At 33.8% G+C, this 23,567-nt stretch carries 25 protein-coding genes, 2 tRNA genes, 1 rRNA gene, 1 other RNA gene and 1 other annotated feature; of the genes, 8 read left to right on the top strand and 21 right to left on the bottom strand.

Annotated features, from left to right (window positions below):
* Window positions 1–68, bottom strand: a 16S ribosomal RNA gene (locus BLS22_RS14475); the annotation flags it as partial.
* A gap of 1,604 nt (window positions 69–1,672) precedes the next feature.
* Between BLS22_RS14475 and BLS22_RS14465 the strand changes: the two genes are divergently transcribed.
* Complete coding sequence (locus tag BLS22_RS14465) at window positions 1,673–2,320, top strand: GNAT family N-acetyltransferase (RefSeq protein WP_090555014.1); 648 nt, start codon at window positions 1,673–1,675, stop codon at window positions 2,318–2,320.
* Between the two features lie 204 nt (window positions 2,321–2,524).
* Here the strand turns inward: BLS22_RS14465 and BLS22_RS14460 are convergent, their stop codons facing one another.
* From BLS22_RS14460 to BLS22_RS14365, 20 genes are all read right to left on the bottom strand, one after another.
* Window positions 2,525–2,722, bottom strand: coding sequence for a hypothetical protein (locus tag BLS22_RS14460; RefSeq protein ID WP_143011301.1), 198 nt, complete (start codon window positions 2,720–2,722; stop codon window positions 2,525–2,527).
* A 104-nt stretch (window positions 2,723–2,826) separates the two neighbouring features.
* A complete protein-coding gene (locus BLS22_RS14455) occupies window positions 2,827–3,438 on the bottom strand; it encodes a 50S ribosomal protein L25 (RefSeq protein WP_090555010.1) in 612 nt (203 codons plus the stop codon).
* A 103-nt stretch (window positions 3,439–3,541) separates the two neighbouring features.
* On the bottom strand, window positions 3,542–4,135 hold the full coding sequence (locus BLS22_RS14450) for a 50S ribosomal protein L25 (RefSeq protein WP_090555008.1): 594 nt from the start codon (window positions 4,133–4,135) through the stop codon (window positions 3,542–3,544).
* A 149-nt stretch (window positions 4,136–4,284) separates the two neighbouring features.
* The gene (locus BLS22_RS14445; RefSeq protein WP_090555006.1) at window positions 4,285–4,701 is read right to left on the bottom strand and encodes a hypothetical protein; all 417 of its coding nucleotides are present in this window, start codon (window positions 4,699–4,701) and stop codon (window positions 4,285–4,287) included.
* 93 nt (window positions 4,702–4,794) lie between these two features.
* On the bottom strand, window positions 4,795–5,868 hold the full coding sequence (locus BLS22_RS14440) for a YibE/F family protein (RefSeq protein WP_090555004.1): 1,074 nt from the start codon (window positions 5,866–5,868) through the stop codon (window positions 4,795–4,797).
* Between the two features lie 446 nt (window positions 5,869–6,314).
* Window positions 6,315–6,548: a 30S ribosomal protein S18 gene (gene rpsR / locus BLS22_RS14435; protein WP_090555002.1), complete on the bottom strand. Its 234-nt coding sequence runs from the start codon at window positions 6,546–6,548 to the stop codon at window positions 6,315–6,317.
* 18 nt (window positions 6,549–6,566) lie between these two features.
* Entirely contained in the window at window positions 6,567–6,989 is a 423-nt protein-coding gene (locus tag BLS22_RS14430) for a single-stranded DNA-binding protein (protein WP_090555000.1), read from the bottom strand.
* Window positions 6,990–7,011: 22 nt separating this feature from the next.
* The gene (gene rpsF, locus BLS22_RS14425) at window positions 7,012–7,296 is read right to left on the bottom strand and encodes a 30S ribosomal protein S6 (protein ID WP_090554998.1); all 285 of its coding nucleotides are present in this window, start codon (window positions 7,294–7,296) and stop codon (window positions 7,012–7,014) included.
* 321 nt (window positions 7,297–7,617) lie between these two features.
* The gene (locus BLS22_RS14420; RefSeq protein ID WP_090554996.1) at window positions 7,618–8,814 is read right to left on the bottom strand and encodes an aminotransferase-like domain-containing protein; all 1,197 of its coding nucleotides are present in this window, start codon (window positions 8,812–8,814) and stop codon (window positions 7,618–7,620) included.
* 74 nt (window positions 8,815–8,888) lie between these two features.
* Window positions 8,889–9,080 (bottom strand): DUF951 domain-containing protein, encoded by a 192-nt coding sequence (locus BLS22_RS14415; protein ID WP_176762205.1) that lies wholly within the window; start codon window positions 9,078–9,080, stop codon window positions 8,889–8,891.
* A 29-nt stretch (window positions 9,081–9,109) separates the two neighbouring features.
* Window positions 9,110–9,982, bottom strand: coding sequence for a mechanosensitive ion channel family protein (locus BLS22_RS14410; protein WP_244269569.1), 873 nt, complete (start codon window positions 9,980–9,982; stop codon window positions 9,110–9,112).
* 12 nt (window positions 9,983–9,994) lie between these two features.
* The gene (locus BLS22_RS14405) at window positions 9,995–10,261 is read right to left on the bottom strand and encodes a putative Se/S carrier protein (protein ID WP_090554995.1); all 267 of its coding nucleotides are present in this window, start codon (window positions 10,259–10,261) and stop codon (window positions 9,995–9,997) included.
* Between the two features lie 12 nt (window positions 10,262–10,273).
* Window positions 10,274–10,876 carry a sulfurtransferase-like selenium metabolism protein YedF gene (gene yedF / locus BLS22_RS14400; protein ID WP_090554993.1) on the bottom strand — a complete coding sequence of 201 codons (603 nt, stop codon included), beginning with the start codon at window positions 10,874–10,876 and terminating at the stop codon, window positions 10,274–10,276.
* A gap of 187 nt (window positions 10,877–11,063) precedes the next feature.
* An RNA gene (ffs, locus tag BLS22_RS14395) (signal recognition particle sRNA large type) lies at window positions 11,064–11,328 on the bottom strand.
* A gap of 20 nt (window positions 11,329–11,348) precedes the next feature.
* Window positions 11,349–11,437 (bottom strand) — tRNA-Ser (locus BLS22_RS14390).
* A gap of 8 nt (window positions 11,438–11,445) precedes the next feature.
* Window positions 11,446–11,892 carry a tRNA adenosine(34) deaminase TadA gene (gene tadA, locus BLS22_RS14385; RefSeq protein WP_408633697.1) on the bottom strand — a complete coding sequence of 149 codons (447 nt, stop codon included), beginning with the start codon at window positions 11,890–11,892 and terminating at the stop codon, window positions 11,446–11,448.
* A gap of 194 nt (window positions 11,893–12,086) precedes the next feature.
* Window positions 12,087–12,163, bottom strand: a tRNA-Arg gene (locus BLS22_RS14380).
* A gap of 109 nt (window positions 12,164–12,272) precedes the next feature.
* Window positions 12,273–13,553 carry a serine--tRNA ligase gene (gene serS, locus BLS22_RS14375; RefSeq protein WP_090554989.1) on the bottom strand — a complete coding sequence of 427 codons (1,281 nt, stop codon included), beginning with the start codon at window positions 13,551–13,553 and terminating at the stop codon, window positions 12,273–12,275.
* A 79-nt stretch (window positions 13,554–13,632) separates the two neighbouring features.
* Window positions 13,633–13,847: a binding site (T-box leader), on the bottom strand.
* A gap of 75 nt (window positions 13,848–13,922) precedes the next feature.
* The gene (locus tag BLS22_RS14370) at window positions 13,923–15,713 is read right to left on the bottom strand and encodes a sigma-54 interaction domain-containing protein (protein WP_090554988.1); all 1,791 of its coding nucleotides are present in this window, start codon (window positions 15,711–15,713) and stop codon (window positions 13,923–13,925) included.
* Window positions 15,714–15,778: 65 nt separating this feature from the next.
* On the bottom strand, window positions 15,779–16,255 hold the full coding sequence (locus BLS22_RS14365; RefSeq protein ID WP_090554986.1) for a DUF441 domain-containing protein: 477 nt from the start codon (window positions 16,253–16,255) through the stop codon (window positions 15,779–15,781).
* Between the two features lie 708 nt (window positions 16,256–16,963).
* Here BLS22_RS14365 and BLS22_RS14360 point away from each other — a divergent pair.
* The 7 genes from BLS22_RS14360 to BLS22_RS14325 all read left to right on the top strand — a co-directional run.
* On the top strand, window positions 16,964–18,244 hold the full coding sequence (locus tag BLS22_RS14360; protein ID WP_090554983.1) for an L-cysteine desulfidase family protein: 1,281 nt from the start codon (window positions 16,964–16,966) through the stop codon (window positions 18,242–18,244).
* Between the two features lie 30 nt (window positions 18,245–18,274).
* On the top strand, window positions 18,275–19,327 hold the full coding sequence (locus BLS22_RS14355) for a uroporphyrinogen decarboxylase family protein (protein ID WP_244269568.1): 1,053 nt from the start codon (window positions 18,275–18,277) through the stop codon (window positions 19,325–19,327).
* 116 nt (window positions 19,328–19,443) lie between these two features.
* Window positions 19,444–20,484: a TRAP transporter substrate-binding protein gene (locus tag BLS22_RS14350; RefSeq protein ID WP_090554981.1), complete on the top strand. Its 1,041-nt coding sequence runs from the start codon at window positions 19,444–19,446 to the stop codon at window positions 20,482–20,484.
* A gap of 352 nt (window positions 20,485–20,836) precedes the next feature.
* Entirely contained in the window at window positions 20,837–21,352 is a 516-nt protein-coding gene (locus BLS22_RS14340) for a TRAP transporter small permease (protein ID WP_176762204.1), read from the top strand.
* A complete protein-coding gene (locus BLS22_RS14335; RefSeq protein WP_176762203.1) occupies window positions 21,324–22,613 on the top strand; it encodes a TRAP transporter large permease in 1,290 nt (429 codons plus the stop codon). Before BLS22_RS14340 ends, BLS22_RS14335 begins: the two co-directional genes overlap by 29 nt.
* 373 nt (window positions 22,614–22,986) lie before the next feature.
* Window positions 22,987–23,190, top strand: a complete 204-nt coding sequence (locus BLS22_RS14330) for a hypothetical protein (protein WP_090554976.1) — start codon at window positions 22,987–22,989, stop codon at window positions 23,188–23,190.
* 107 nt (window positions 23,191–23,297) lie between these two features.
* Window positions 23,298–23,567, top strand: a 270-nt coding sequence (locus tag BLS22_RS14325; RefSeq protein ID WP_143011299.1) for a helix-turn-helix domain-containing protein, incomplete at its 3' end; no start/stop codon positions are given.

Below are 23,567 nucleotides of genomic sequence, written 5' to 3'. Positions count from 1 at the left end.
CGCTCGACTTGCATGTGTTAGGCACGCCGCCAGCGTTCATCCTGAGCCAGGATCAAACTCTTAATAAAAAATTTCTGGGTTCCATCTTTTTGATGGATGTATTTTGCTGGCTTAATATCTATACTGTTTAATTTTCAAGGACCTTCTTAATAAATTCAAAACTTAAAATGTAAAATTAAAAACTAATTCTATTTTCTTTTTAAGGTCTTAGACCTTCTTCATTCTACATTTTGCATTTTGCATTTTTTATCGCCGCCTCTTAGTGACGACCTTTACTACTATATCATATTCAAGATGTTATGTCAACACTTTTTTAAAGTTTTTCTTAATCTCTTCTTTTCCCAAGTGTTAACTTATCTCCCGTCACCCCTCATCTTGGGGCGACTTGTACTACTATACCAGCTTATTGCTTTCATGTCAACAGGTTTTTTTTAAGAAATTTTATCCATATATCGATTAGGTTTTCCTTAGTTTAATTAAGAAAGTCTGTCTATATAATTTTGTAATACTGCTCCCTCTTCTGAGTTGCATTTGAATAATTTAGTATTTTCATTTTGAAAATTTTTTAAATGAACTGTAAAAAGATTGTCTTGTTTATCTACTTCATATAATATACACCTGTATCCTTCATCGTACAGAGCTTTAAAGTTTTTAATAATAGGAGAATCAAAATCTCCGTACATATGATCATATCCTTTCTGTTTCTTTATAATCAGCAGAAGGTTATAACCTCTAGATAATTGTCAGAGGTTATAGTTTCTATTGTTGGTTTCAAAATAAGGAGATTTTCAAAATCATTAATTTTCTGCCAGTCCCTTAATATAGGGTGTAGTCCCCTTCATAAATCTTTCAAAGGACAACTTTTTCATAATATAAATATAGATTCACCAATTTCTCCAACTTTATTCATATTTAACAATCATTTTATCTTCTACTTATATAGCCCACCTATTTATACATTTTTTGCAGTAGTTTTTTTGTAGTAATTTAAACCAATAATTAAGGCTTACTTGTTGATTTAACTAGTTTTTCATAAATATAATTTATGAAATTTTCAGTTTTATCGTTAAAACTATTGACTTTTAAGCATTAATTTAATATAATATAGCAAATGCTTTATCTCTTCGTTAAATGGATGTGTGCGTTTGTATATTTATTAGTTTTAGTTAATAAATATACAGTCTTAGTTGGTTCTCTTGTTGAACTCAACTCCCTTTAGTCATTAACATCTGTCAAACTTACCTATTTAATCAAATGAACTTTTACTATTACTTGTTTTCTTGATTTTTAAATTGGCAGTGAACTTTTAATTGTTATTTCAACTCATAGCTCAAAAGCTATAAACTCATCTAATAGTGTGTTTTTAGTTGGGATTTTGCGCTTTGTTTTTTTGAAATTTTTATATGGTATTTTTTGTAATTTACCTATTCTCTAGTCTAATTCTCTTATCTTACTTATATCTTATGAAAACATCTATTTTTTATATTTTGGCTCTGTTAAAGGTAACTGTTGATATTTTATAAAACTTCTGTTTTTTGTAATTGCTGTCATCCTCCACTACCTTCAGGATGACAAAACCTCCAGCAGGTCTTATTATCATTATTTAGCTGAAAATCAACAGTGATATTTAACATAGTCTATATTTTCAAAACAAATAAAAGGAGGTTTCTCTATGGGCAAATTAATGGTTGGAATGAATGTGATCGAAAAAGATCCTTTGGTGATTGAACCAAAGACCTTCAAAACAAATTTGAAGGTTAGAAAGGCTTCCCCTAAAGATGTGCAAGAAATTTATCATATTGCTTGTACTGTAGGAAAAAATAAAAAAGATTCTACTCAAGGTTTTTTAGTAGATGACTATGCATCAGATCCTAAATTTTATAAGACAAAGTTGCTAGAAAACATACTGGAATTGGATCACTTTTATGTAGCAGAGTCTTTTAACAATAAAATAGTGGGTTTTTTGATGGCTTATACAAAAGAACAATGGTTAAAATATAATCCAAATTGGATAGAAGAGGTTTTTTGGCATCCTAATTTTGATAAAGCTAATATAGAAAACTTTGTTGTGATAGATAAGACAGCTATTTTTGCTCCTCTAACTGGACATGGAATTGGGAGTAGACTTTATGTAACGCTAATAAACGATATTACATCAAAGGGCATTCATAATATTTTTGCCGAAACTATTATTAGCCCAATACCAAATTTCGCATCCTTGTCTTTTAGAAAAAAACAAAATTATGTCTTGGCAGGCACCCGCTATGAACATTATAAAGAGGAAACCTATACTGACCTGATTTACTATAAGAGTGTGTAACTCTTTTAAGTTGGGGTGAAAGACATTACAAAAATCATATATTATTTTCAATTTAAAAAAGCACATAATTTTCTATGTGCTATGATAAGATAAAATTCTTCTTAATTATCGGCAATTTAAGAAGAATTTTGTTTTTTCATCCTCTATAAGCCACCGGCACAAAAGCTATAAATCAAACCTTTGATTGTCTGCTTATGGCCGCCTCTACTTTTCTGTCATTTGCTTATAAGATTCTTTTTCCATTGTTGCTAAAACCCGCATAAATAGATTTAAGGTTTTTTGTCTTTCTTCTTCTTCCACATAATCAGTTCTAATTTTTTTATATAAAGAATTATTTTTTGCTTTGTCTGTGCTTTTTTTAGCTATATATTCGTTTATATCAATAATTTTATTTGCAGCCAAGGCAATCACTTCTCTCCTAATGATTTATTTATTGTTATTATTTTTCTATTTCTTTTATGAAAATCCTTCTTTTTTCCTAGATTTTTTTCTAACTTTCTTATCGGCTATTTTCTATCATTAGGCTCTATTTTCTCCTCTAAAGGAACTTCTCCTTCATCATCAATAACTTTTTCTGCCATTGCTACTGATGCAATAACTGATTGTAATTCATCCAGCACAGCAAACTCTTGGCCAAATTCCATATCCGCCACCTTTAAAAGATCTCCTGGCTTAAAATGAGAGATATCAAATTCAATTTTTTTAGGAATATTTGCTGCTGAACATTCTATTTCCAATTCTCTTATTTGCTGTTGTACTACGGCGCCTCCTTTTTCTACAAAACCTCTACCTTTCAAAACTACTGGTATTGATAAATAGATTTTTTCATCTGCATTTACCTTTTGAAAATCTAAATGCATGATTTGTCTTGTTACTGGACTTCTTTGTACTTCTTTTATGTAAGCAGTCTGAAGCTGTCCACCTATATTGATTTCTATAAGAGAATTTTCACCACCATATCTTATTAAGTTCTCCACCTCTCTCTTGTCAACTTCTATAGGTAATGTATTCATATTTTTTCCATAAATAACTGCTGGAATAAACCCCTCATCCCTTAAGCGGTGATTGGCATTGGTACCTCTATCATTTCTAATATTACTCTCAATGGAATTTATCAAATCAAACTCCTCCTCGTTTTTCTTTGTTTAAATTCCATTATCTCCAAAAACATCTATTTTAATACAAACAAAAGCGCCCAATAGGACGCTTTTGCTTTTTATATTATAGTTCTTCCCTTTCTTCAGTGGGTTCTTCTGCTTTATTGGCATAAACAATATTTGCTATAATGCTATTCATATCATTTAATATCTCTATATTTTCATCTTCTACAATATTTAGATCTGCTAAGGTTAAGTAATCTTGTTCCTTTAACTTAACTGCATCCACCTCTATCTTCTCTGGAAGATATCTTGGATAGGTTTGAATTTCTACTTCATTTAGCTGTACTTGTAGTATTTCATAGGAGGTTTCTACTTTTTCTTTGTTCAAAATATGAATAGGAACTGTTAGTTTGATTTTTTGGTTTTCATCTAATGTTTGAAAGTCCACATGCAATAAATCCTGCTTTAAATTACCTCTTTGGATTTCCTTTATAATAGCATAGGTCTTTTCTCCTTCTAAACTTAAACCTACCTTGCCACTAATCCCCTGGAGGGATAAAATTTTTTCCATTTCTTTTTCCTTTAAGTAAACGGATTTTGTATCCTTACCTTTACTGTATAAGGTTCCTGGAATATTCCCCTCTCTTCTATCCTTGGCTACCTTGTTTTTCCCTGTAGCTTCCCTCAAATTAATTTTTAACATTGGTGTACCCATAAAATCTTCTCCCCTTTCAAAGTAATAGTTTTTGGTCTTACTACTATTAAATCAAAATTTTTTAAATATTTCAAACTTTAATTATCATTTTATTAAAATAATTTAGAATTTTTTGTATATAAAAAATCCTCAAAAGAGGATTTTGAGGTTTAATCAATGGAGTTTAATATTCTATTGACGATATCTTTTAATCGCATTTCGCTAATTGCTTCATCTGTTGCTACAAAAATAGATTTTATTTCTCCCAAACCCTCATCATAGTGATAGGAGTAGCCATAGGAGATAAACCCTTCTGGAATAACATCCTCTATAAAGGTTATATTTTCATCGGCTAAGGTCATCATTTCTTCTATAACCTCTTCTTTGGACAAAGCTTCTCCCGATAGTTCCAAATCCAGTTCCTGTTTTAAGACTTCCTCTTGTTGAATAATTTGAAATACTAGGGTGTCTTCTCTTCTAGATCCCTTTGTTAAATCCTTTACTTCTTTAAAGTGAAATTCTTTTATAATTTCTTTTAAGATGTCTTCGCTATTGACTATCTTATCTCCCACCATAACATAACTCATAAATCCATCTCCTTTGTTTGTTAAGTTATTTACTATAATTATCCCAACCTACTATAAAACTATTCTATCATTTTCTTTGAATTCCTTTGTCAATTAGTTATTAATTGCTGCTACCACCGAAGTAATAGGTATTGTAAGGATTAAGCCAATACTACCACATAAGGATCTTATTATTTCTGAAGCTATGTACTGAGAATTGACAATGTCCATCAAGGGCATGTCACTAAATATAAAGATTAATAGAAGGGGTAAAGATGTTCCCACGTAAGCAAGTATTAGTGTATTTGTCATGGTGGCCATAATATCTCTTCCCACCGATAGTCCTGAAAAAAACAAGGTTCTTATTCTTATTTTGGGGGTTTTACTTTTTATTTCGCAAACAACTGAGGTAATGGTCATACTAACGTCCATTACTGCTCCCAGAGCCCCAATAATAATTCCACTATATAAAAGTCCTCTATAATCTATGGTATAGCTGGAATACGCCACCAATAGCTCCAACATTTCATCGGAGATTCCCGTAAGATAGATTTTGTTGCCAAAGTATATTGCTAAAATAGCCGATGTCATGGTTCCTCCTATTGTTCCCAAAATAGCCGTCAAGCTTTTTCGAGTAAAACCACTAATAAGGATAAAGCTACTCATAACAATAATAGTACTTACAATAACGGTGGTTAAAATAAAGTTGTGACCCTTTATTATTAGGGGAATAAAGATATAACCAATACATAAAGCTGTTATTAATAAAGCAATAAACGACCGAAATCCTTTAAAGCCTCCAAATATAATTAACAAAATAAAAAACAGTAAAAATAACAACTTAAGATGGAAATCTCTAATGACATCAATAAATCCCACCCCCACCAATTCCTTCCCCTCAACTTGAATACTTAAAAAAATCTTCATATTTTCACTTAGGGGAATATTATATCTAGATCCTTCAATTAATGGATGGTTAAATTCAACAACTTTATCTTTGAAGAAACCCTTTATTATTTTGGCCTTAATAATCTGTACTTTCATTTCTGTATCTTTTATGGTTTCTTCCTCAATAACAATAGCCTTTACCTTTTGATAGCTATGGTTATAGTCCTCTATAGCAGAAGCTTTTACAGCTATTATCAGCAACATTATCATTAAAACAAATATTGTTTTTTTCTGGATCATTCCTTATCCCCCTATTATAGTTTTTAATGCTTCTAAAAAACTCTCCTCTATAGCTTTAAAACTTATTTTCATTTAAATAGGCTCTGTTAAACGCTACTGTTGATTTTAGCATTGTATGAATTCTGGAGGTTGTGTCATTGTGAGGGCACCGAAGGATCTAAGACTCTTCCCTATCCTCAGAGGGACAATCCCTCAGCATCTTGTCATGACTTTATTTATACAATAGCAACATCTATCTTTAACACAGCCTTTAAATAAGCAATAAAAAGCACCTATTCTTTTTAAAGAGAAGCTAGGTATTGTTTGCTAGAGGCCTTCGTCTATAGGTTATATATATTATGGAGCCTAAAAATATATTAATAGGAAAAGGAATTTGATTTTATTGTTTTAATGTAAATAAGGAAATTAAAAAGGAAGCAGGATTCTATCTGCTTCCTAATTGTTATTTAGTCTACTGTATATGGTAGTAATGCCATATGTCTTGCTCTTTTAATAGCAATTGTTAAATCTCTTTGATGAATTGAACAGTTTCCAGAAATTCTTCTAGGTAAGATTTTACCTCTTTCTGTAATGTACTTTTTCAATCTTTGAATTTCTTTATAATTTATACGATTGTTTTTATCAGCACAGAAAGCACAAACTTTCTTTTTAGTTTTACGTTTTCGTCTATTATTTACCATTCTGCTCCCTCCTTCTCTTTAGAATGGAACACCATCTTCTTCGTCCATGGCTTGAAAATCATCTAAATCTATATCAGCATTTCCAAAGTCTTCAACTTTATTAGGCATGTTGGTATTCGCTTTGTTTTCTTTGTTACCCCATTCCAAAAACTCTACTTGATTTGCTACTACTTCTGTAATATATCTTTTTTCCCCAGTTTGGGTTTCATAGGATCTAGATTGTAATCTACCTTCGATAGCTACCAATCTACCCTTGGCTAAATAATTTGCGCAATTTTCAGCAGTCTTTCCCCATACTACAATGTTAAAAAAGTCTGCTTCATTTGTTTTTGAAAAGGGTCTATTAACTGCAATACTAAAGGTGGCAACAGCTTTTCCGCTTGCAGTAAAACGCAGTTCTGGGTCTCTTGCAAGTCGTCCAATTAACACTACACTATTCATAATTCCACCACCTGTTTATTAATTATTCTTCTATTCTAGTAATCATATGACGAATGACTTCATCAGCAATTTTTAGATTTCTGTCAAGCTCTTTTGGTGTATCAGGATTTGTAGTGAAGTTAACCAATACATAGTATCCTTCTTTTTCCTTGTTGATTTCATAAGCTAATTTTCTTAATCCCCACTCATCAACATTTTCTACTTCACCATCAACCTCAATGATACCTTTGAACTTATCTAAAAGCTGATTTCTTTTTTCTTCTTCTGTAGTTGCTTCAAAAATACAAAGCAATTCATACTTATTCATAATTTCACCTCCCTCTGGACTTGAGCGACCCTGTTTTTACAGGGTAGAGAAATGATTTTCTCACATTACGATATTATATCACTTGGATATGTTTTTTGCAAATATTTTTTCTCTCAATAGTAAATTCTATTCATTATAAGTAGTAAAAGCTTTTCAAAACCCAGTACAAATTAATTTTATTATTTTTTTAAATTTATTGTATATATTCTTTTGTTATGGGTAATCCTATAACTAGATAGCCCCCACAACACAACATTTTATTCATCCCAATCTCCCCCTTACAATAGAAGCGAGTGGTTTTTTATACCACTCGCGATTTTTTTATACCGTTTTCTCAGTCAGCATTTCTCTTAAGACCTTACCTAGTCTTTCAATACCTATTTGTATTTTTTCTTCTGACATATTAGAATAATTAAGCCTGAAGGTATTTTCTTTGCCTCCGTTAGGGAAGAAGGAACCTCCTGGTACAAAGGCTACATTTAATTCCAGTGCTTTTTGTAGTACTTCTCTAGCATCCATATATTCTGGAAGCTCTACCCATGTAAATAGTCCGCCTTCAGGATATGTATATTTTAAGCCTTGTGGGAAATATTGTTTTATTCCCTCCAACATAATATCTCGTCGTCTTTTGTAAACCGCTTTTATTTTTTCCACATGTGCATCTAAATCATATAGCTCTAAAAATTTATCAATCTCTCTTTGGGCCATTGTATTGGTTTGTAGGTCTGATCCTTGCTTTACAAAAATATACTTTTGTAGTAACTCCTTGTCAGCTAAGGTCCAGCCAATTCTTAGGCCGGGACAAAAAGTTTTTGAAAAAGTACCTAAAAACACTACCCTTCCTTCTGTATCAAAGGATTTAACAGCTGGAGGTCTCTCTCCTTCAAACCTTAATTCTCCATAGGGATTGTCTTCAACCACTGGTATATTGTATTTATTGGCTAGCTCTATTAGTTTTTGACGTCTTTCTATAGACCATGTTTTTCCTGTAGGATTTTGAAAATCAGGGATAACATAAATAAACTTTACATTTTTTCTTGTAGACAGAACCTTTTCTAATTCCTCCATGTCCATCCCGTAATCATCAGTTGAAACCTCTACAAATTCAGGTAAGTAGGCTTTAAAAGCATTGATGGCCCCTAAATAACTTGGGCTTTCACAAACTACTATATCTCCCTTGTCTAAAAAGATTTTTCCAGTAAAGTCTAAACCCTGTTGGGAACCACTGGTAATTAGAATGTCCTCCCCCGTTGCTTGTACCCCTACCGCTTCCATCCTTTGAGCAATTTTTTCTCTTAGTGGGGCAAAGCCTTCTGTCGTGCTGTACTGGAGCACCTGCATACCGCTTTCTTCTAATACTAATCCTGTTATTTTTTTCATTTCCTCCACAGGAAACAATTCAGGGGCCGGAAGCCCACCTGCAAAGGAAATAACTTCTGGTCTTTCTGTTAGCTTTAATAACTCTCTAATCTCTGAGGCTTTAAGACTTTCCATCCGTTCAGCAAATTTCATCGTCATAAAAAGCACCCCCATATGTTATTTTAAATTTATTATAACATCTTTGAGGGTGCTTTTGAAAACCTTTTGTTTTTTTATTGTTCTTTGCTTATCACCTTTTTTACTCTTCTCTCTAGATTAGGACGGGATATCCATAACTGTTTTTCACAGCCGGTACACTTTATTCTAAAATCAGCTCCTGTCCTGATAATTTCGAAGAGATGATTTCCACAAGGGTGCTGTTTTTTTAATTCCACTACATCTCCTACCTTTAAATCCATAGGCATTTATCACACACCTGCCTTTCCTATTAACTTTATTCCTCTTTGTTAATAACAACCCTTCTTGGATAAGGAATTTCTATACCCTGTTTATCGAAGGCTTGTTTAAAGGTTTTTCGCATCAATCTCTCCACTGCCCATTGCTCCATAGGTACGGTTTTAGCCATCACCGATATAACAACCTCTGAATCTCCTAAATCTGTTACCCCTAATACAGTGGGCCCCTCTAGAATGGAAGGGGTTTCTCTTTTTAAATCTTCACTGGCTTCGTTCAATACCTTAATAGCATTATCTATATCTTCCTCATAGGCAATGGATATGTTTATCAAAGCCCTCATTTTACCATGACTTTTATTGGTTACCTTTTTGATCTCTCCATTAGGAATAATATGGAGGTCTCCATTGAAATCCCTTATTTTCGTAACCCTTAGAGCCATTTCTTCAATAATTCCACCGATGCCATCCACCTCTACATAGTCCCCTACAGAAAACTGATCTTCAAACAAAATAAAGAATCCTGTGATTACATCCCGAACTAGGTTTTGGGCCCCAAAACCAAAGGCCAGACCCCCGATTCCTGCAGTTGCTATCAAGGCCCCTACTTCTACTCCAAAGGATTTGATAATAGAGGTAAAAGCAATAAAGTAGATAATATACTTTACAACGCTCTTTATTAAGCCCTTAAGGGTTTCCATTCTAGCTTCATCTACTTTGATTTTTAGGGTTTTCTGAGAATGAAAAATTTTATTGACGATAGAGTGGATAATCTTAATGCTTATTTTAGCAATCACTAAAATAAGTATTATATTGAGGATCATCCCTAGAAGCCTCGTCATTTGCTGTGGGTTTGTTAGGAATTCAAAGGTTTCTCTAAAAGCTTCTTCAATATGTTTTATAAATTCAAACATCTGTAATTCTCCTTAATAAATTTGTTTTACTAATTTTTTATTATCATTTTTTTTAATTTCATAAATGCCTTTTATTTTAATATTGCTTTCTATAATAGCTTTTTTTATATACCCTAGTAGATCTTGGTTAAACATAATCGATAAACCGCAGCTGGCGGTTATTTCCCTAGGGGTAGGTATCGTATCAAATTGATAATTTTTCTCCTTCAATAGCTTTTCTGCTGCTATTGCATAATGGGTTGATTCGAAGGTAATGACATAAATTTCTCGGGTCTTCATATTATCCTCCTACTAAAGCTTAATGGTGTTTTTTGCGTTGTTGAGGTTTTCAACGATATTGTACATGTTTCCTATCCCCCCCACCATTAGCTTGTTTTTTATCTTAAAATAATCTAGGCAGGTGCCACAGGATATTATCTCTACACCATTAGTCTCTAAATTCCTTAAATGTTCTATTACTTCTGAGCCTTCCACCACTAGGTTCACTCCTCCATTTACAAACAATAGAGCTTTAGGTAAGGGGGTTACCTCCGTAAGGGTATAAATATATCCCTTCATCAGCACCTTCCCTAGCTCTTCAGAGCCTTCTCCTAGACGGTCCTTAGAAATTAAAATAACTAAATCTTTTTTAGGGGTTATGTCACATTGAATGTCCATAGCTGGAATATCTCCTATGCTATGGTCTTTAAAGATGTCTATATAATAGGCCCCTTGATTTTCTTGGATAGCCACCTTGCAAGCCAAGCTTTTTGCCAACTTTGATACGTTTTCTTTGGCAACCTCATTGTCTACGATAGTAGTAACCTTTCCTGTATCGATGGCTTCTAAAGCCTTTTTCGTATGAATAACAGGCAAGGGACAGTTTAACCCTCTAGCATCTACTTCTTTATACATTTGCATTCCTCCAATAGATAAGTATTCTTTTATTTTAAGTATATCAATAGGCGTACCCTTCTTCAATCTATTGTACCCAATATACTATATTATTTTTTCTATTTGCTATAGTCAATAAATTGATTTTTCTTATAAAGGTATAAAAAAACACGAGAGTTTTCTCGTGTTTTGTGTATTTAAATTAAAGCTGTGCACCTCTCTTCGACATACCATCATAGGCGTTACCTAAGCAGTTAACTCTAGCTAGGTTGCCCTACGGCACACGAAAGGGATCACTTACCGTTGCTTCCTTCCGGACCTGGCGGGGTTCATGACTTTTCATTGCGTAGGACCCAACTATCATCGTCACTTACTTAAGCCAGCCCTACAACCAATACGCCTCCAAGAGGACTTCAACCCTGCTATAGCGGATTGCAGGTTACAGGACACCGCTACCTCCCCGTCTAGCACAGCAAACCTATAAACTTTTTAATGGCGGAGAGAGCGGGACTCGAACCCGCGGGGCCTTTCGGCCTTACACGCTTTCCAGGCGTGCCCCTTAGCCAACTCGGACACCTCTCCATCTTTGCTTACCCTTTAGTTCTACTGTTTCTTAGACTTTTAAAGAATTCCTTCATAATAGTAGAAGCTTCTTCTTCCAAGACACCTGTTGTAATCTCTGTCTGATGATTGAAGCCTTTGTTGCTTAGTAAATTTACTACCGATCCACAGGCTCCGCTCTTTGAATCCATAGCACCTATAACAACTCTTTCAATTCTGCTTTGTAAAATAGCTCCACTACACATTGGACAGGGTTCTATTGTAACATATAGCACCGTATCTGTCAACCTCCAACCACCAGCTTTTTCACAAGCCCTTTGGATGGCTATAATTTCAGCATGGGCAGTGGCATCCCTTAGTTCTTCCCTTAAATTGTGTCCTCTGCCAATAATTTCTCCTCTTCTTACAACAATGGCTCCAATAGGTACTTCCCCTTTGTCATAAGCTTTTTTAGCTTCCTCGAGGGCTAGCTTCATATAATACTCATCCAACTTGGTAGTGCCTCCAAACTTTATTGTAGTATCCTACTACCGTATTACATTATAGGAAAATCAGTTCCTTCTGTCAAGGTATATATTTCCCATTGAAACCAAGGTTATCCTTTAGTTTCATCCAAAACAAGAAAAATCTTTTTTAGCAAAACTCCCTATGAATTAAGTCTCATTTTATATGGTGCACCTGAGAGGACTCGAACCTCCGACCTGCGGTTTAGGAAACCGTTGCTCTGTCCTGCTGAGCTACAGGTGCATGAAACTAATTTTACAAAAATAGCGTAACACAAATTTCTATAAAAATCAATGGTTCAAAGGGGGAAATCCCCCTTCATTTTCCACTGTTAAAAAAATTTGTTGCTTTTCTATTTGTTTTCTATTTCTTTTATATTCCCCATATATCCCTGTAATGCTTCGGGAACAAGAACTCTTCCATCCTCCTGTTGGAAGTTTTCTAAAATGGCGGCTAGGGCCCTGCCAACTGCTAACCCTGATCCGTTTAAGGTATGCAGATACTCTACCTTTTTTGTTTCCTTATCTCTGTAGCGAATGTTGGCTCTTCTAGCTTGGAAATCCTCAAAGTTACTACAGGAGGAGATCTCAACATAGCGATTATAGCTAGGCATCCATACTTCAATATCATATTTAAAAGCAGCTGTAAAGCCTAAGTCTCCAGTACAAATCTTTACTACCCTATAGGGTAGTCCTAAAATTTGCAGCACCTTCTCTGCGTTATTAGTTAGTTTCTCTAATTCCTCATAGGAAGTATCTGGCCTCGTAAACTTCACCAACTCTACTTTGTTGAATTGATGCTGTCGGATAAGACCTCTAGTATCCCTGCCAGCCGAACCTGCCTCTGAGCGGAAGCAAGGGGTATAGGCTGCATAATAAATAGGTAGACTTTCTTCATTTATAATCTCATCCCTATGGATATTGGTAACAGGAACCTCAGCTGTAGGAATTAAGAAATAATCTTTTTGAGGGATTTTGAATACATCCTCTTCAAATTTAGGTAATTGTCCTGTTCCCGTCAAGCTATCTCTGTTTACCATAAAGGGAGGCATTGTTTCTGTATAACCATGGTCTGCTATATGTAAGTCCAGCATAAAGTTAATTAATGCTCTTTCTAATCTTGCTCCCAGTCCTTTATATAAGCTGAATCTAGAACCGGTGATTTTAGAAGCTGTTTCAAAGTCCAGTATTCCTAAATCTGTGCCTATATCCCAGTGGGCTTTAATGTCAAAGTCAAATGCCTTTGGCTCTCCCCATTTCCTCACCTCTACATTATCATCGTCGGTTTCCCCTTGAGGAACATCAGGATGGGGAACATTAGGGATTCTTAGAAGTAGATATTCAATTTTTTCCTCTACTTCCTTTACTTCATTATCCAAGTCCTTAATAGAATTAGATAATTCCTTCATTTCATTCATAATTTCTGTGGTGTCCTTACCTTCTTTTTTTAGTTTTGGTATTTCCTTAGACACTAGTTTTTGTTGGTTTTTCATTTGTTCAACCTGCTGTAGAATTTCTCTTCTTCTTTCATCTAAAGCCACTACCTGATCTAAATCAAACTCCTTTTCTCCTCTTCTTGCCATAGCAGATTTTATATTGTCAAGATCCATTCTAATTCTTTTAATATCTAACATGCTTTCTGCCTCCTTTGTAAAATATATAAATATAATATTCTAAATTTTAAAAATTCCAATCAAAAAGCCTCCATCCCAATAAAGGGACGGAAGCCTGTATTCCGCGTTGCCACCCTAGTTGATCTCCTGTAGGAAATCCCCTCTCACGCATTTTAACGGTTGCAGACCGATGATGCCTACTGTAGTTCAGCATATGACTCCAAGATGGATTCAACAGTTGACCTTATCGGTTTTCACCCACCACCGACTCTCTTAAAAAGCTACCTGTCTACTAATTCTCTTCCTCGTCCTTGATTTTTATTAATATTTTGAAATTAGTTTATCATACTTTTTTATTAGTATCAATGGGTTTTTTATTTATTAAAATTATCACTTTTCCCCCACACGGTTTAAATTGTAATCATTCAGTTTTCTATATAGTGTAGTAAGACCTATTTTTAATTTTTTTGCTGCCTTTTTTTTACCTTCAGTTGTATTACCATATATGTCAATATATTTTTTTATAATGTTCTTTTCAAATTCTATGGTAAGATCCTCTAATCCCTTTTCAGATAAAGTTTCTATATTGATAGGTTCACATAAGGCTCCTTTTAAAAAGTAGTCGGGCAAATCATTGCTGGTAATAGTTTCGTGGTAGGAATAGTTAACGGCATATTCTAAAACATTTTCTAATTCCCTTAGGTTTCCAGGCCAGTCGTAGGTCATAAATTTTTCTTGCACATCCTTGGCAAGAACTTTTGGCTCTTTATTCATATTGTTACAAAGTTTCTTTAAAATATACTCGGCACACAATAATATATCAGATCCCCTTTCATTTAAAGGAGGAAGGTTTAAGGGAATAACATTTAACCTATAAAATAAATCAATTCTAAAATTTTTATATTTTATTAAGTCCTCTAAATTTTTATGGGTAGCTGATATAATTCTAACATTTATATCAACCGGTTGTGCCCCACCAATTCTATCTATTTTTTTCTCTTGAAGCACCCTCAATAATTTGGGTTGTAGATGCAAAGGCAAATCTCCAATTTCATCTAAAAACAACGTGCCGTTATTGGCTAATTCAAACTTCCCTAACTTGCCTTTAGTATTAGCCCCAGTAAATGAACCTTTTTCATAGCCAAAGAGTTCTGATTCTATAAGATTTTCAGGAATACTAGAACAATTGACGGCAATGAAGGGCTTATTTCTCCGGGCACTTTCATTATGAATTGATCTGGCAAAGAGTTCTTTACCCGTCCCACTAGGCCCTTGAATTAAAATAGTGGATTCTGATTGGGCCGCTATTTTTGCTTTATTGACAGCCTCTAGTAAACTGGGGCTTCTTCCTACAATATGTTGAAATGTAATTTTATTGGTATTGTCATCATCTAAATCTATACCGGTAGTATTCTGTAGTCTACTAAAGCTAATCACCTTAGCCTTTGTGTTTTTATCTAACAAAATATCATCATAATTATAGGATACTTTTATATTTTTTTCATTTACCTTCCAAGTAGTTATTAATTCTTTGTTTTTGGTATTGTCTATAAAAAAGTTTTGAATAATTTTTACAATGTTTTTGTCTATCACTCTTTTATCAGAAAAATTAATTTCTAATAGATTAATGGCTTTTTTATTGATTTGGGTAATATGCTGGTTAGAATCAATAATAATGATTCCCATATTTATGCAATTTATAATTTCATTTATTTCCGCAGAACTCACCTTTAACTTGTTAATTCCTTTAATGCTAACAATTTCCTGCTCTATCATTTCTGCTATATGTTTAAGCATACCGACAAATTGCTGGGTTTTTTCATTCATTAGCTTATCCTGCTCCAGGTTAAATGAAGCAAAGCTCACTACACCAATGGTTTTATTTTCTACTTTAATTGGGTAAGTTATATTTCTTTTTTCGTTACACCCAATAAAATTTTTACAGGATTTACAAATGTCATTATCTTTTTTTATAATATTTATTCTTGGCTCCCCAGATATAAGGACATCGGCAAATAAGGAGTTCTCTGGACTATTTTCATTAATGGTATGATAAAAATCTCCAGTCCCTGCAATTCGAACTAGGTTTTCATCAACAACTGTAACCTCTATATTTAGAGCAGAGGAAACAGCCTCTGATAAATCCTGTATTTTATCTTGAACTAACCTTAAATAAGACATAGCATTAACTCCTTTTTGAAGTTCATATTTTCAAAATTTATGTTAATGTAAAGTAAATAAAACCGTTATTTAACATTAGAGAAGAAGGAAAGGGCATTAATCATAATTAAAGCTATTCCTGTTCCAATCATAGGTCCTACGGGAACTCCTTTGAAAAATGTCACTCCAACAAAGGTGCCTACGATAACTCCCAATAATGCCGAAGGATTGGTGGTTCCTAAAGAAACTCCTTTAGCTCCTAAGATAGCAACGGAAGCCCCTGCTAATATACCAATAATTCCATCGGTTCTTAGTAACACTGATTTAATATCCTCCAGGGAATATCTTCCCAAAGCAAAGGGTGCTAAAAATCCAGCCGTTAAAAAAATAACCCCCCAATTAATACCTTGCTTTTCAATTAATGTTAACACTTGGTTTTGCTTTAGTATTTTAAGCAGTAGTAAAGCACAGGATGAAATAGCTATAATGTTGTTGTGGGTGAGGATAGAAATAAATAGAATGCTTACTAAAATAATCTCTCCCAAAAATGCATAGCTGTTCATGCTTATCAAGTCCCTTCGTTTTAAAATTTTTCATTTGTAATTTATTTAAAAACTTTCCACTAAATTTAACTCCTCCATTTAAAGCAATGCTCCTATAAGAATATTATTGAAATTTTAAATAATTTGTCGATAGAGCATCCTATTTTTTTATCCTGTATTTTTTACCATATGCTATGATTTTTTTTGCCATGTGCTATAATAGTAAAAATAATATGCTATAATAGTGGGGTTATTGAATAATTTGACTGTAATTTAAAAAGGAAATCATAGCATATTCCTTCTATATTTATTATATCATTAAAAAACTTCATGACAAGATATTCTTTTCATGGGTTAAAAATACTTTTCAATTGTGAAAATTTTTTTAATATGTGGAAATTTTTATTATATTAATTAGATGTTAGATTTTCTAGATGTTAAGAGGTTTTTTTCTTGTAAATTTTACCACAATGTAGCATTTAAATTGTTTTGCTTTTTCAATTTTGAAAAAACCCCCAAGGTAGTGTCGTATTTCGTTGTCGATTTTTGTAGTTCTTGTTATCTTATAACCTTCCTGCTATTATAGGCTTCTATCCTGTTTTTTAGGATTTTGATGTTTTTGGCATAACAATTGCAAGTATATTTTATCGATAGCTTCCATTCTGTTTAATCGATGTTTGTGTTGTTTAGACACAACATCAAATACCATAAAGAAAGAAGTGATTAGATATGGAACATGCAAAGTTAGTGTCAATTCTAAAAACCCAAGTAAAGCCTGCTTTAGGTTGTACTGAGCCTGTAGCAGTAGCCTTGGCTGCATCTACCGCCTATAGGGAAGTAGCAGGAGATTTAGATAACATCATTGTAAAGTTAAGCCCTAATATTTTTAAAAATGGTTTAAGAGTTGGTATCCCTGGCACCCCTAAAACAGGTTTGGTTTTTGCCACCGCCCTTGCAGTTGTTTGTGGTAATCCAGATTTTGGTCTAGAGGTTTTTAAAAATGTTGAAGATGAAGATGTTATCATTGCCGACAAAATTGTTGAAGAAAACAAAATTACTGTTGGTGTAGAAAATCAAAAAGGAAACTTTTATATTGAGGTTGAGGTTTTTACCAATAACGGAACTGCTAAATGTGTCATTAAGGATACCCATACAAATATTGTTTTGGTTGAAAAAAACGGCGAAACTGTTTTTGAAAAAACTGGTGAAGAGGCAGTTGCTGCCGTTAATGGTACTTGTGTATTAAAAACATTAACCATAAAAGACCTTAGAAACTTTATTGAAGAGGTTGCTTTCGAAGAAATTGATTTCTTATTAGAAGGTGTAGCGTTAAACATGGCTATAGCTGAAACTGGATTAAAAGAAAAATCAGGATTAGGCGTAGGTGCGGGAATTAATGATTTAGTACAAAAAGGCATTTATAGTAACGATATTGTTAATAAAGTCCGTGCTTTAACTGCCTCTGCATGTGATGCTAGAATGTCTGGAATTAACATGCCTGTTATGAGTAGTGCTGGTAGTGGTAATCATGGTATTACTGCCATTGTTCCTCCAACCGTTGTTTGTAGAGAGCTTGGTTGTGATGATGAAAAATTAGCTAGAGCTTTAGCCTTCAGCCATCTGGTTACAGCTTATATTAAAGAGTATACAGGAAAACTTTCACCGGTTTGTGGTTGTGGAGTAGCTGCTGGTACAGGTGCATCTGTTGCTATAGCATGGATTATGGGGGCAACTGACCAACAAATTGCTGGTACCATTAAAAACATGGTAGGTTCTATCTCTGGAATGGTTTGTGATGGAGCAAAGGGAGGTTGTGCCTTTAAATTAGCTACAGCTGCTTCTGAGGCAACTATTCAAGCTCAACTGGCAGTAAATGATGTTATTATAGGGGATCTAGAGGGTATTGTTGGAAATGCTGAGGATATCACCATCAAAAACTTAGGAAAGTTTTGTATGGAGGGTATGGGTGATTTAGATAATAAAATTATTGAAATTATGTTGGCTCAGTAAAATTTATACTAAATTAAAGGAGGAACTCAAATGAAAAAAATGACAAAAAAAGAAAGAGTTTTAGCTGCTTTAAATGGTCAAAGTGTAGATAGGGTGCCTGTAAGTATATGGCTTCATTATCCCCATAAGGATCAAGATCCAAAATCCTTAGCAGACATACAAATGTACTTTACTGAAAAATATGATTTTGACTTTATTAAGCTTATGCCTTTTGGACTTTATAGTGTCCAGGATTGGGGTTGTAAGGTAAAAATATTTGGTACTCATAATCAACCACCTATTGTTGATGAAGTTGGAATCAATTGTATCGACGATTGGAATAACCTAGAGGTTTTACCAGGATGGTATGGGACCCTTGGAAAGCAAGTACAATTAGCTGAGCATGTAAATAAGTTGATTCAAAAGGGTGGTGAGGAAATTCCTTTTGTTCAAACCATATTTAGCCCTTTAACTACTGCTAGAAAACTTGCTGGGGATAGGATTTTTGAAGACATGAAGGCAGCACCAGAGGTTTTCCATAAAGCTCTACAGGTTATTACTGATACTACTATTAACTTTATTAATGAAAATATTAAAGCGGGGGTAAGTGGGTTTTTCTTTGCTACCCAATGTGCTACCTATGAATTGATGACAGATGAAGAGTATGATGAGTTTGGTGTAAAGTATGATCTTCAATTGTTTGATGCCTATAAAGACAAGACTTACTTTAACATTGTACATATTCATGGTGACGATGTTATGTTCGAAAAGTTAGCCAACTATCCTGCTAACTGTGTAAATTGGCATGATCGATGGGTTTCTCCTTCTTTATCAGAGGCTAGAAAAATCACTAATAAATGTTTATTAGGAGGTTTAAATGAACATGAGGTGTTGTTTAAAGGGAATGTTGATGACATCTATACCCATGTTCAAGAAGCAGTAAAACTAGCTGGTACAAAGGGTTTTATGCTAGGACCTGGATGTGTAGCAGATCCAGATACTCCAGATATCAATTACTATGCAGCTAGATTAGCTATCGAACGTTTTGGATCCAATGTAGTAGCTGACGAAGGCTATGAAGAGGAAGTAGCAGCTACTAAATAGTCTTTCTTTTTAAATTAATATAAATTCAAAGTTTATTGGAAAGGTGGTGATTTATAAAAGCATTTAGAATTTATTGTTAATATCGTTGTAAAGTGAAAAAAAAGGGGGACTATATAATGAAAAAAAGCTTTAAAGGTTTAGCAGTATTATTAATGGTCTGTATGTTGTTAACTACGTTCTTAACGGCTTGTTCAAATGATAAGCCAGGTGCTGCAGGTGGAGAAGCTGCCGATAAGGAATATTCTCTTCGTTTAGCTACAGTTGTAAACCCACCTCATCCTTGGGTTGAAATGGCTGAGTATTTTGCAGAAGAGCTAGAAAAAAGAACAGATGGAAAAGTTAAGGTAACTGTTTATCCTAGTGCTCAGTTAGGTAGTGATGAAACTACTATAGATGAAATGCGTACAGGCACTATTGATTTTATTGTTGGTGGAGCACAAAATGCTGCCTCCTTTATACCTCAATACCAAGCCTTTGGACTTGCTTATTTATTCACTGATGATGATCACTTTGAAAACACAATAGCTCATGGAAGCCCTGTTTTTAATCGTTTTGCAGAGCTATATGAAGAGAAAAATTTAGGTATAAAACTATTAGGATTATCTGGCGGTGGTGTTAGAAACGTATCTAACAATCTTAGACCAATCACTACTCCAGCAGACCTACAAGGTATGAGAATGAGACTTCCTGGTTCTCCTATGGAGGCAAAATTATGGGAGGCTCTAGGAGCTATACCTACTTCATTACCATGGAGTGAAATTTATACTGCTATTCAAACAGGTGTTGTTAGTACTTTTGAAAGTACTATCAGTGGATATAATGGAAGTAAATTATATGAAGTAGCAAAATACCATAGTGAAACACAGCATTTATACATGCTTTCCCACTTTTCAATGAGCCAAAGTACCTTTGACAAATTGCCAGAAGACTATCAAAAGATTGTCCAAGAAGTTGCTATAGAAGCAAGCTTAAAGGGTACAGAAATAGGTAAGCAATTTGACAAAGAATTGTTGGTGGATTTTGTAGAAAAATATGGTGTAGAGGTTAACAAAGTAGATACTCAAGCTTTTATGGAAATTGTTCAACCTTTACATGATGAGTTAGCTGAAGATATTGATGCTACAGATATTTTACAAATGATTAGAGACCTACAGTAAGACTAAAGCAAATTTCTTAAATCCTTAAAAAATAAGAAGATATAAATATATTTCCTTCAACTTTGTTAACTAAAATTCTAAAAAATGCCACTTAATTTAGAGGGGGGGTGCTCCCCCTCAATATTAACTCAGGTTACTTCGAGGGTGTGATTGTTTATTCTCCCACTTTTCCTTATACAAGGGAGGGTTTAACAATACAGAGAAGAAAGAATACCTTTAGTAGATACCAGTTGAAGGAAGTCTTTTTTTATATTTTTTTAAATCCACAGGAGATTGGTTTATATCTGTTGTGATCCCATTGAAATTTTTTAAAAAATATGAAGCAGCCGATATGGAAAAGGGGTGTAGTATTATGAAGGCAATCAACAGTAAATTAGAAAAGTTATTTTTATTTAAAGGAGCTATCCTATTATCTATTTTTGTTATTGTTGTTTTTATGGAGGTTATTACAAGGAATTATTTGAAAATTTCTGTCCGTTGGGCTTCAGAGGTGGCTTTGTTTTGTTTTGTCTGGTCGGTGTTTTTAGGCTCCGCTGTGGCTGTGCGAAAACGATGTCATTATGTTGTTGAAATTTTTCCTCCGAAGTTTAAAAAGATTAATGCTGTATTAGATATTGTTGGAAGCGTAGCTATGTTTGGTGTAATTTATATTATGGTTGTTAACGGTTATACCTTTACCAAATTAGGACTTTTAAGATATTCTACAGCTTTATCCCTGCCTCAGGCATATTTCTATGTATCCATACCTTTATCAGGAATAGCTATGGCACTGTTTACAACAGAAGTGTTAATTGAAGATATTAACAAATTTAAAAACATTGTTGGGGGAGGTAATAAAGATGAATCCATTAATTCTGTTAATGAGTAGCTTTTTTGTTATGATCTTTATAAAAATTCCCATCTCTTTTTCTCTTACTTTATCATCAATGCTTACAATGGCTTATATTGGACTACCCTTCACTACAATATTAAATAATATGTATGCTAGTGTGAATTCCTTTCCTTTATTAGCGGTTCCCTTCTTTTTACTATTGGGAAGGTTGATGAATGATGGAGGAATAACTTTAAGGTTAGTTCAGTTTTCCAGTATGATGGTAGGTCACATAAAGGGTGGTTTAGGTCATATTAATGTAATGGTAAGTATGCTTTTTGCTGGTTTATCTGGTTCAGCAGCAGCTGATACAGCTGGAATAGGGGCAATGCTGATACCTGCAATGGAGAAGGATGGTTATGACACAGACTTTTCTGTGGCGGTTACAGCAGCTTCATCTACATTGGGGGTAATTATTCCACCAAGTATTATGATGGTTATCTATGGAGCAATGGGTCAAGTTTCCATAGGAGCTTTGTTCTTAGCAGGTGTGGTACCTGGTCTTTTAATAGGTTTGTCCCAAATGGGTTATGTTTATTATATGGCTAAAAAGAGAGGTTATCCTTCTAACCCTAAAGTAAGCTTAAAGGAAAAGGGTTCTGCCTTTGTTAAAGCCTTTCCACCTTTGTTATTACCTTTAATTATTTTATTAGGTATTACTGCTGGGATTTTCACAGCTACAGAGGCCGCTGCTGTGGCGGTTGTATATGGTTTGTTTCTTATGTTTATCGTATATCGTTCTTTTAAAGTACAAGATATACCTGGTGTTTTAAAGGATGCAGTAGTTGGCTATGCTGTACCTATGTTTGCCGTTGCCAGTGCTGGGATTATGGGATGGTTAATTGCTTATTTAAATGCACCTCAAATGATCGCAAGTTGGATATTAGGAATCACTTCTTCTTATTTTGGTATATATTTGATGATAGTTGCTTTTTTACTTATGATCGGGACATTTTTGAGTCCTCTGACGGCTATTATCATCTTCTTACCAATTATTCAACAACTTGGTGCAGTTGCTAATTTAAATCATATACACTTAGGGATTATTGTTGTATTGACCTTATCTTTAGGTATGGTAACACCTCCCTACGGTATTTGTCTTTTGATTGCCGCTCAAATTGGAAAATTGTCTGCACCTAGAGCCTTTGTTGCAATTCTTCCATTAATCGGTTTAGTATTATTAATTATTTTTGCAGGAATAGCTGTACCAGACTTATTCTTATTTTTACCAAAATTGTTTATGCCGGATTTTGTATAGATCCTGGTAGCAGTGACTATAACTGCTACGTAGATTTATAGCATGAAGGTTAAATTAAGCAAGTTTTTCAGTATACTAATCCCAGCATTTTATTATATAGCTATATAAATTGCTGGGACTTTATTTAAAATCTATAAAAAATTATTTTTTCCATGAAGAAAACATCTTAAAACTATTGGTAGGTTATTTTTATAATAATATCCCCCCAAAATAGCTTCCCAGTAGTATTTGTTGCAATAAAGCCTTCTTTCTATTTGTAGATAGGGAGGCTTTATTTTAAACTTTCTTTTTATATGTGTAAATTATATGTATAAACTAACCAATGGATAGGCAATAATTTAAATGTAAATCTGTTTATAAGGGGGTTATCTTGATGGAAAAAATAAATGAAGTTGATTTATTGGGTCAAATTAGTGATTTAAAAAGTATAGATTATAGAAATACTTTGGCTATAGCTACTGTAATTGAGCTATTAATTGATAAAAATATAATTACCCGTCAGGAGTTTGCTAAAAAAGCTCAAGTGTTAGATCAAATGTCTTTAGATGAGTTAAGACAGTTAAGAACCCGTTTTTAGGCTAATACGGGTTCCTACTTCAATAAAAGCACCCCTTGAATTGATATGCTCCCTATTAGGTAGACAGATTAAAAAATAAAATCTGTTTATCTAAGGGGAGTATATTTATGTGCAAAAGAAAAAGTTATTCAGCTGATGAGAAATACGAAATTCTAAAATCATACGATGATGGATTGATGACTAGAAATGAGATTCTTTCAAAATTTGGAGTCCACAACAGGACCATTCAAGATTGGCGATATATGTTTAATACTTATGGAATAGAAGGGTTAAAAGCATCAAAAACATGGAATAGGTATTCGCAAGAATTAAAGGAAAGCGCTGTTAAAGACTATTTATCTGGAAAATATTCTTTAAGAGAAATAACTAGAAAATAT

Origin of the sequence: Natronincola ferrireducens (genome assembly GCF_900100845.1) — a bacterium.
GTDB classification, from domain to species: Bacteria; Bacillota; Clostridia; order Peptostreptococcales; family Natronincolaceae; genus Natronincola_B; species Natronincola_B ferrireducens.
This window is presented reverse-complemented; position numbering and strand designations above follow the sequence as displayed.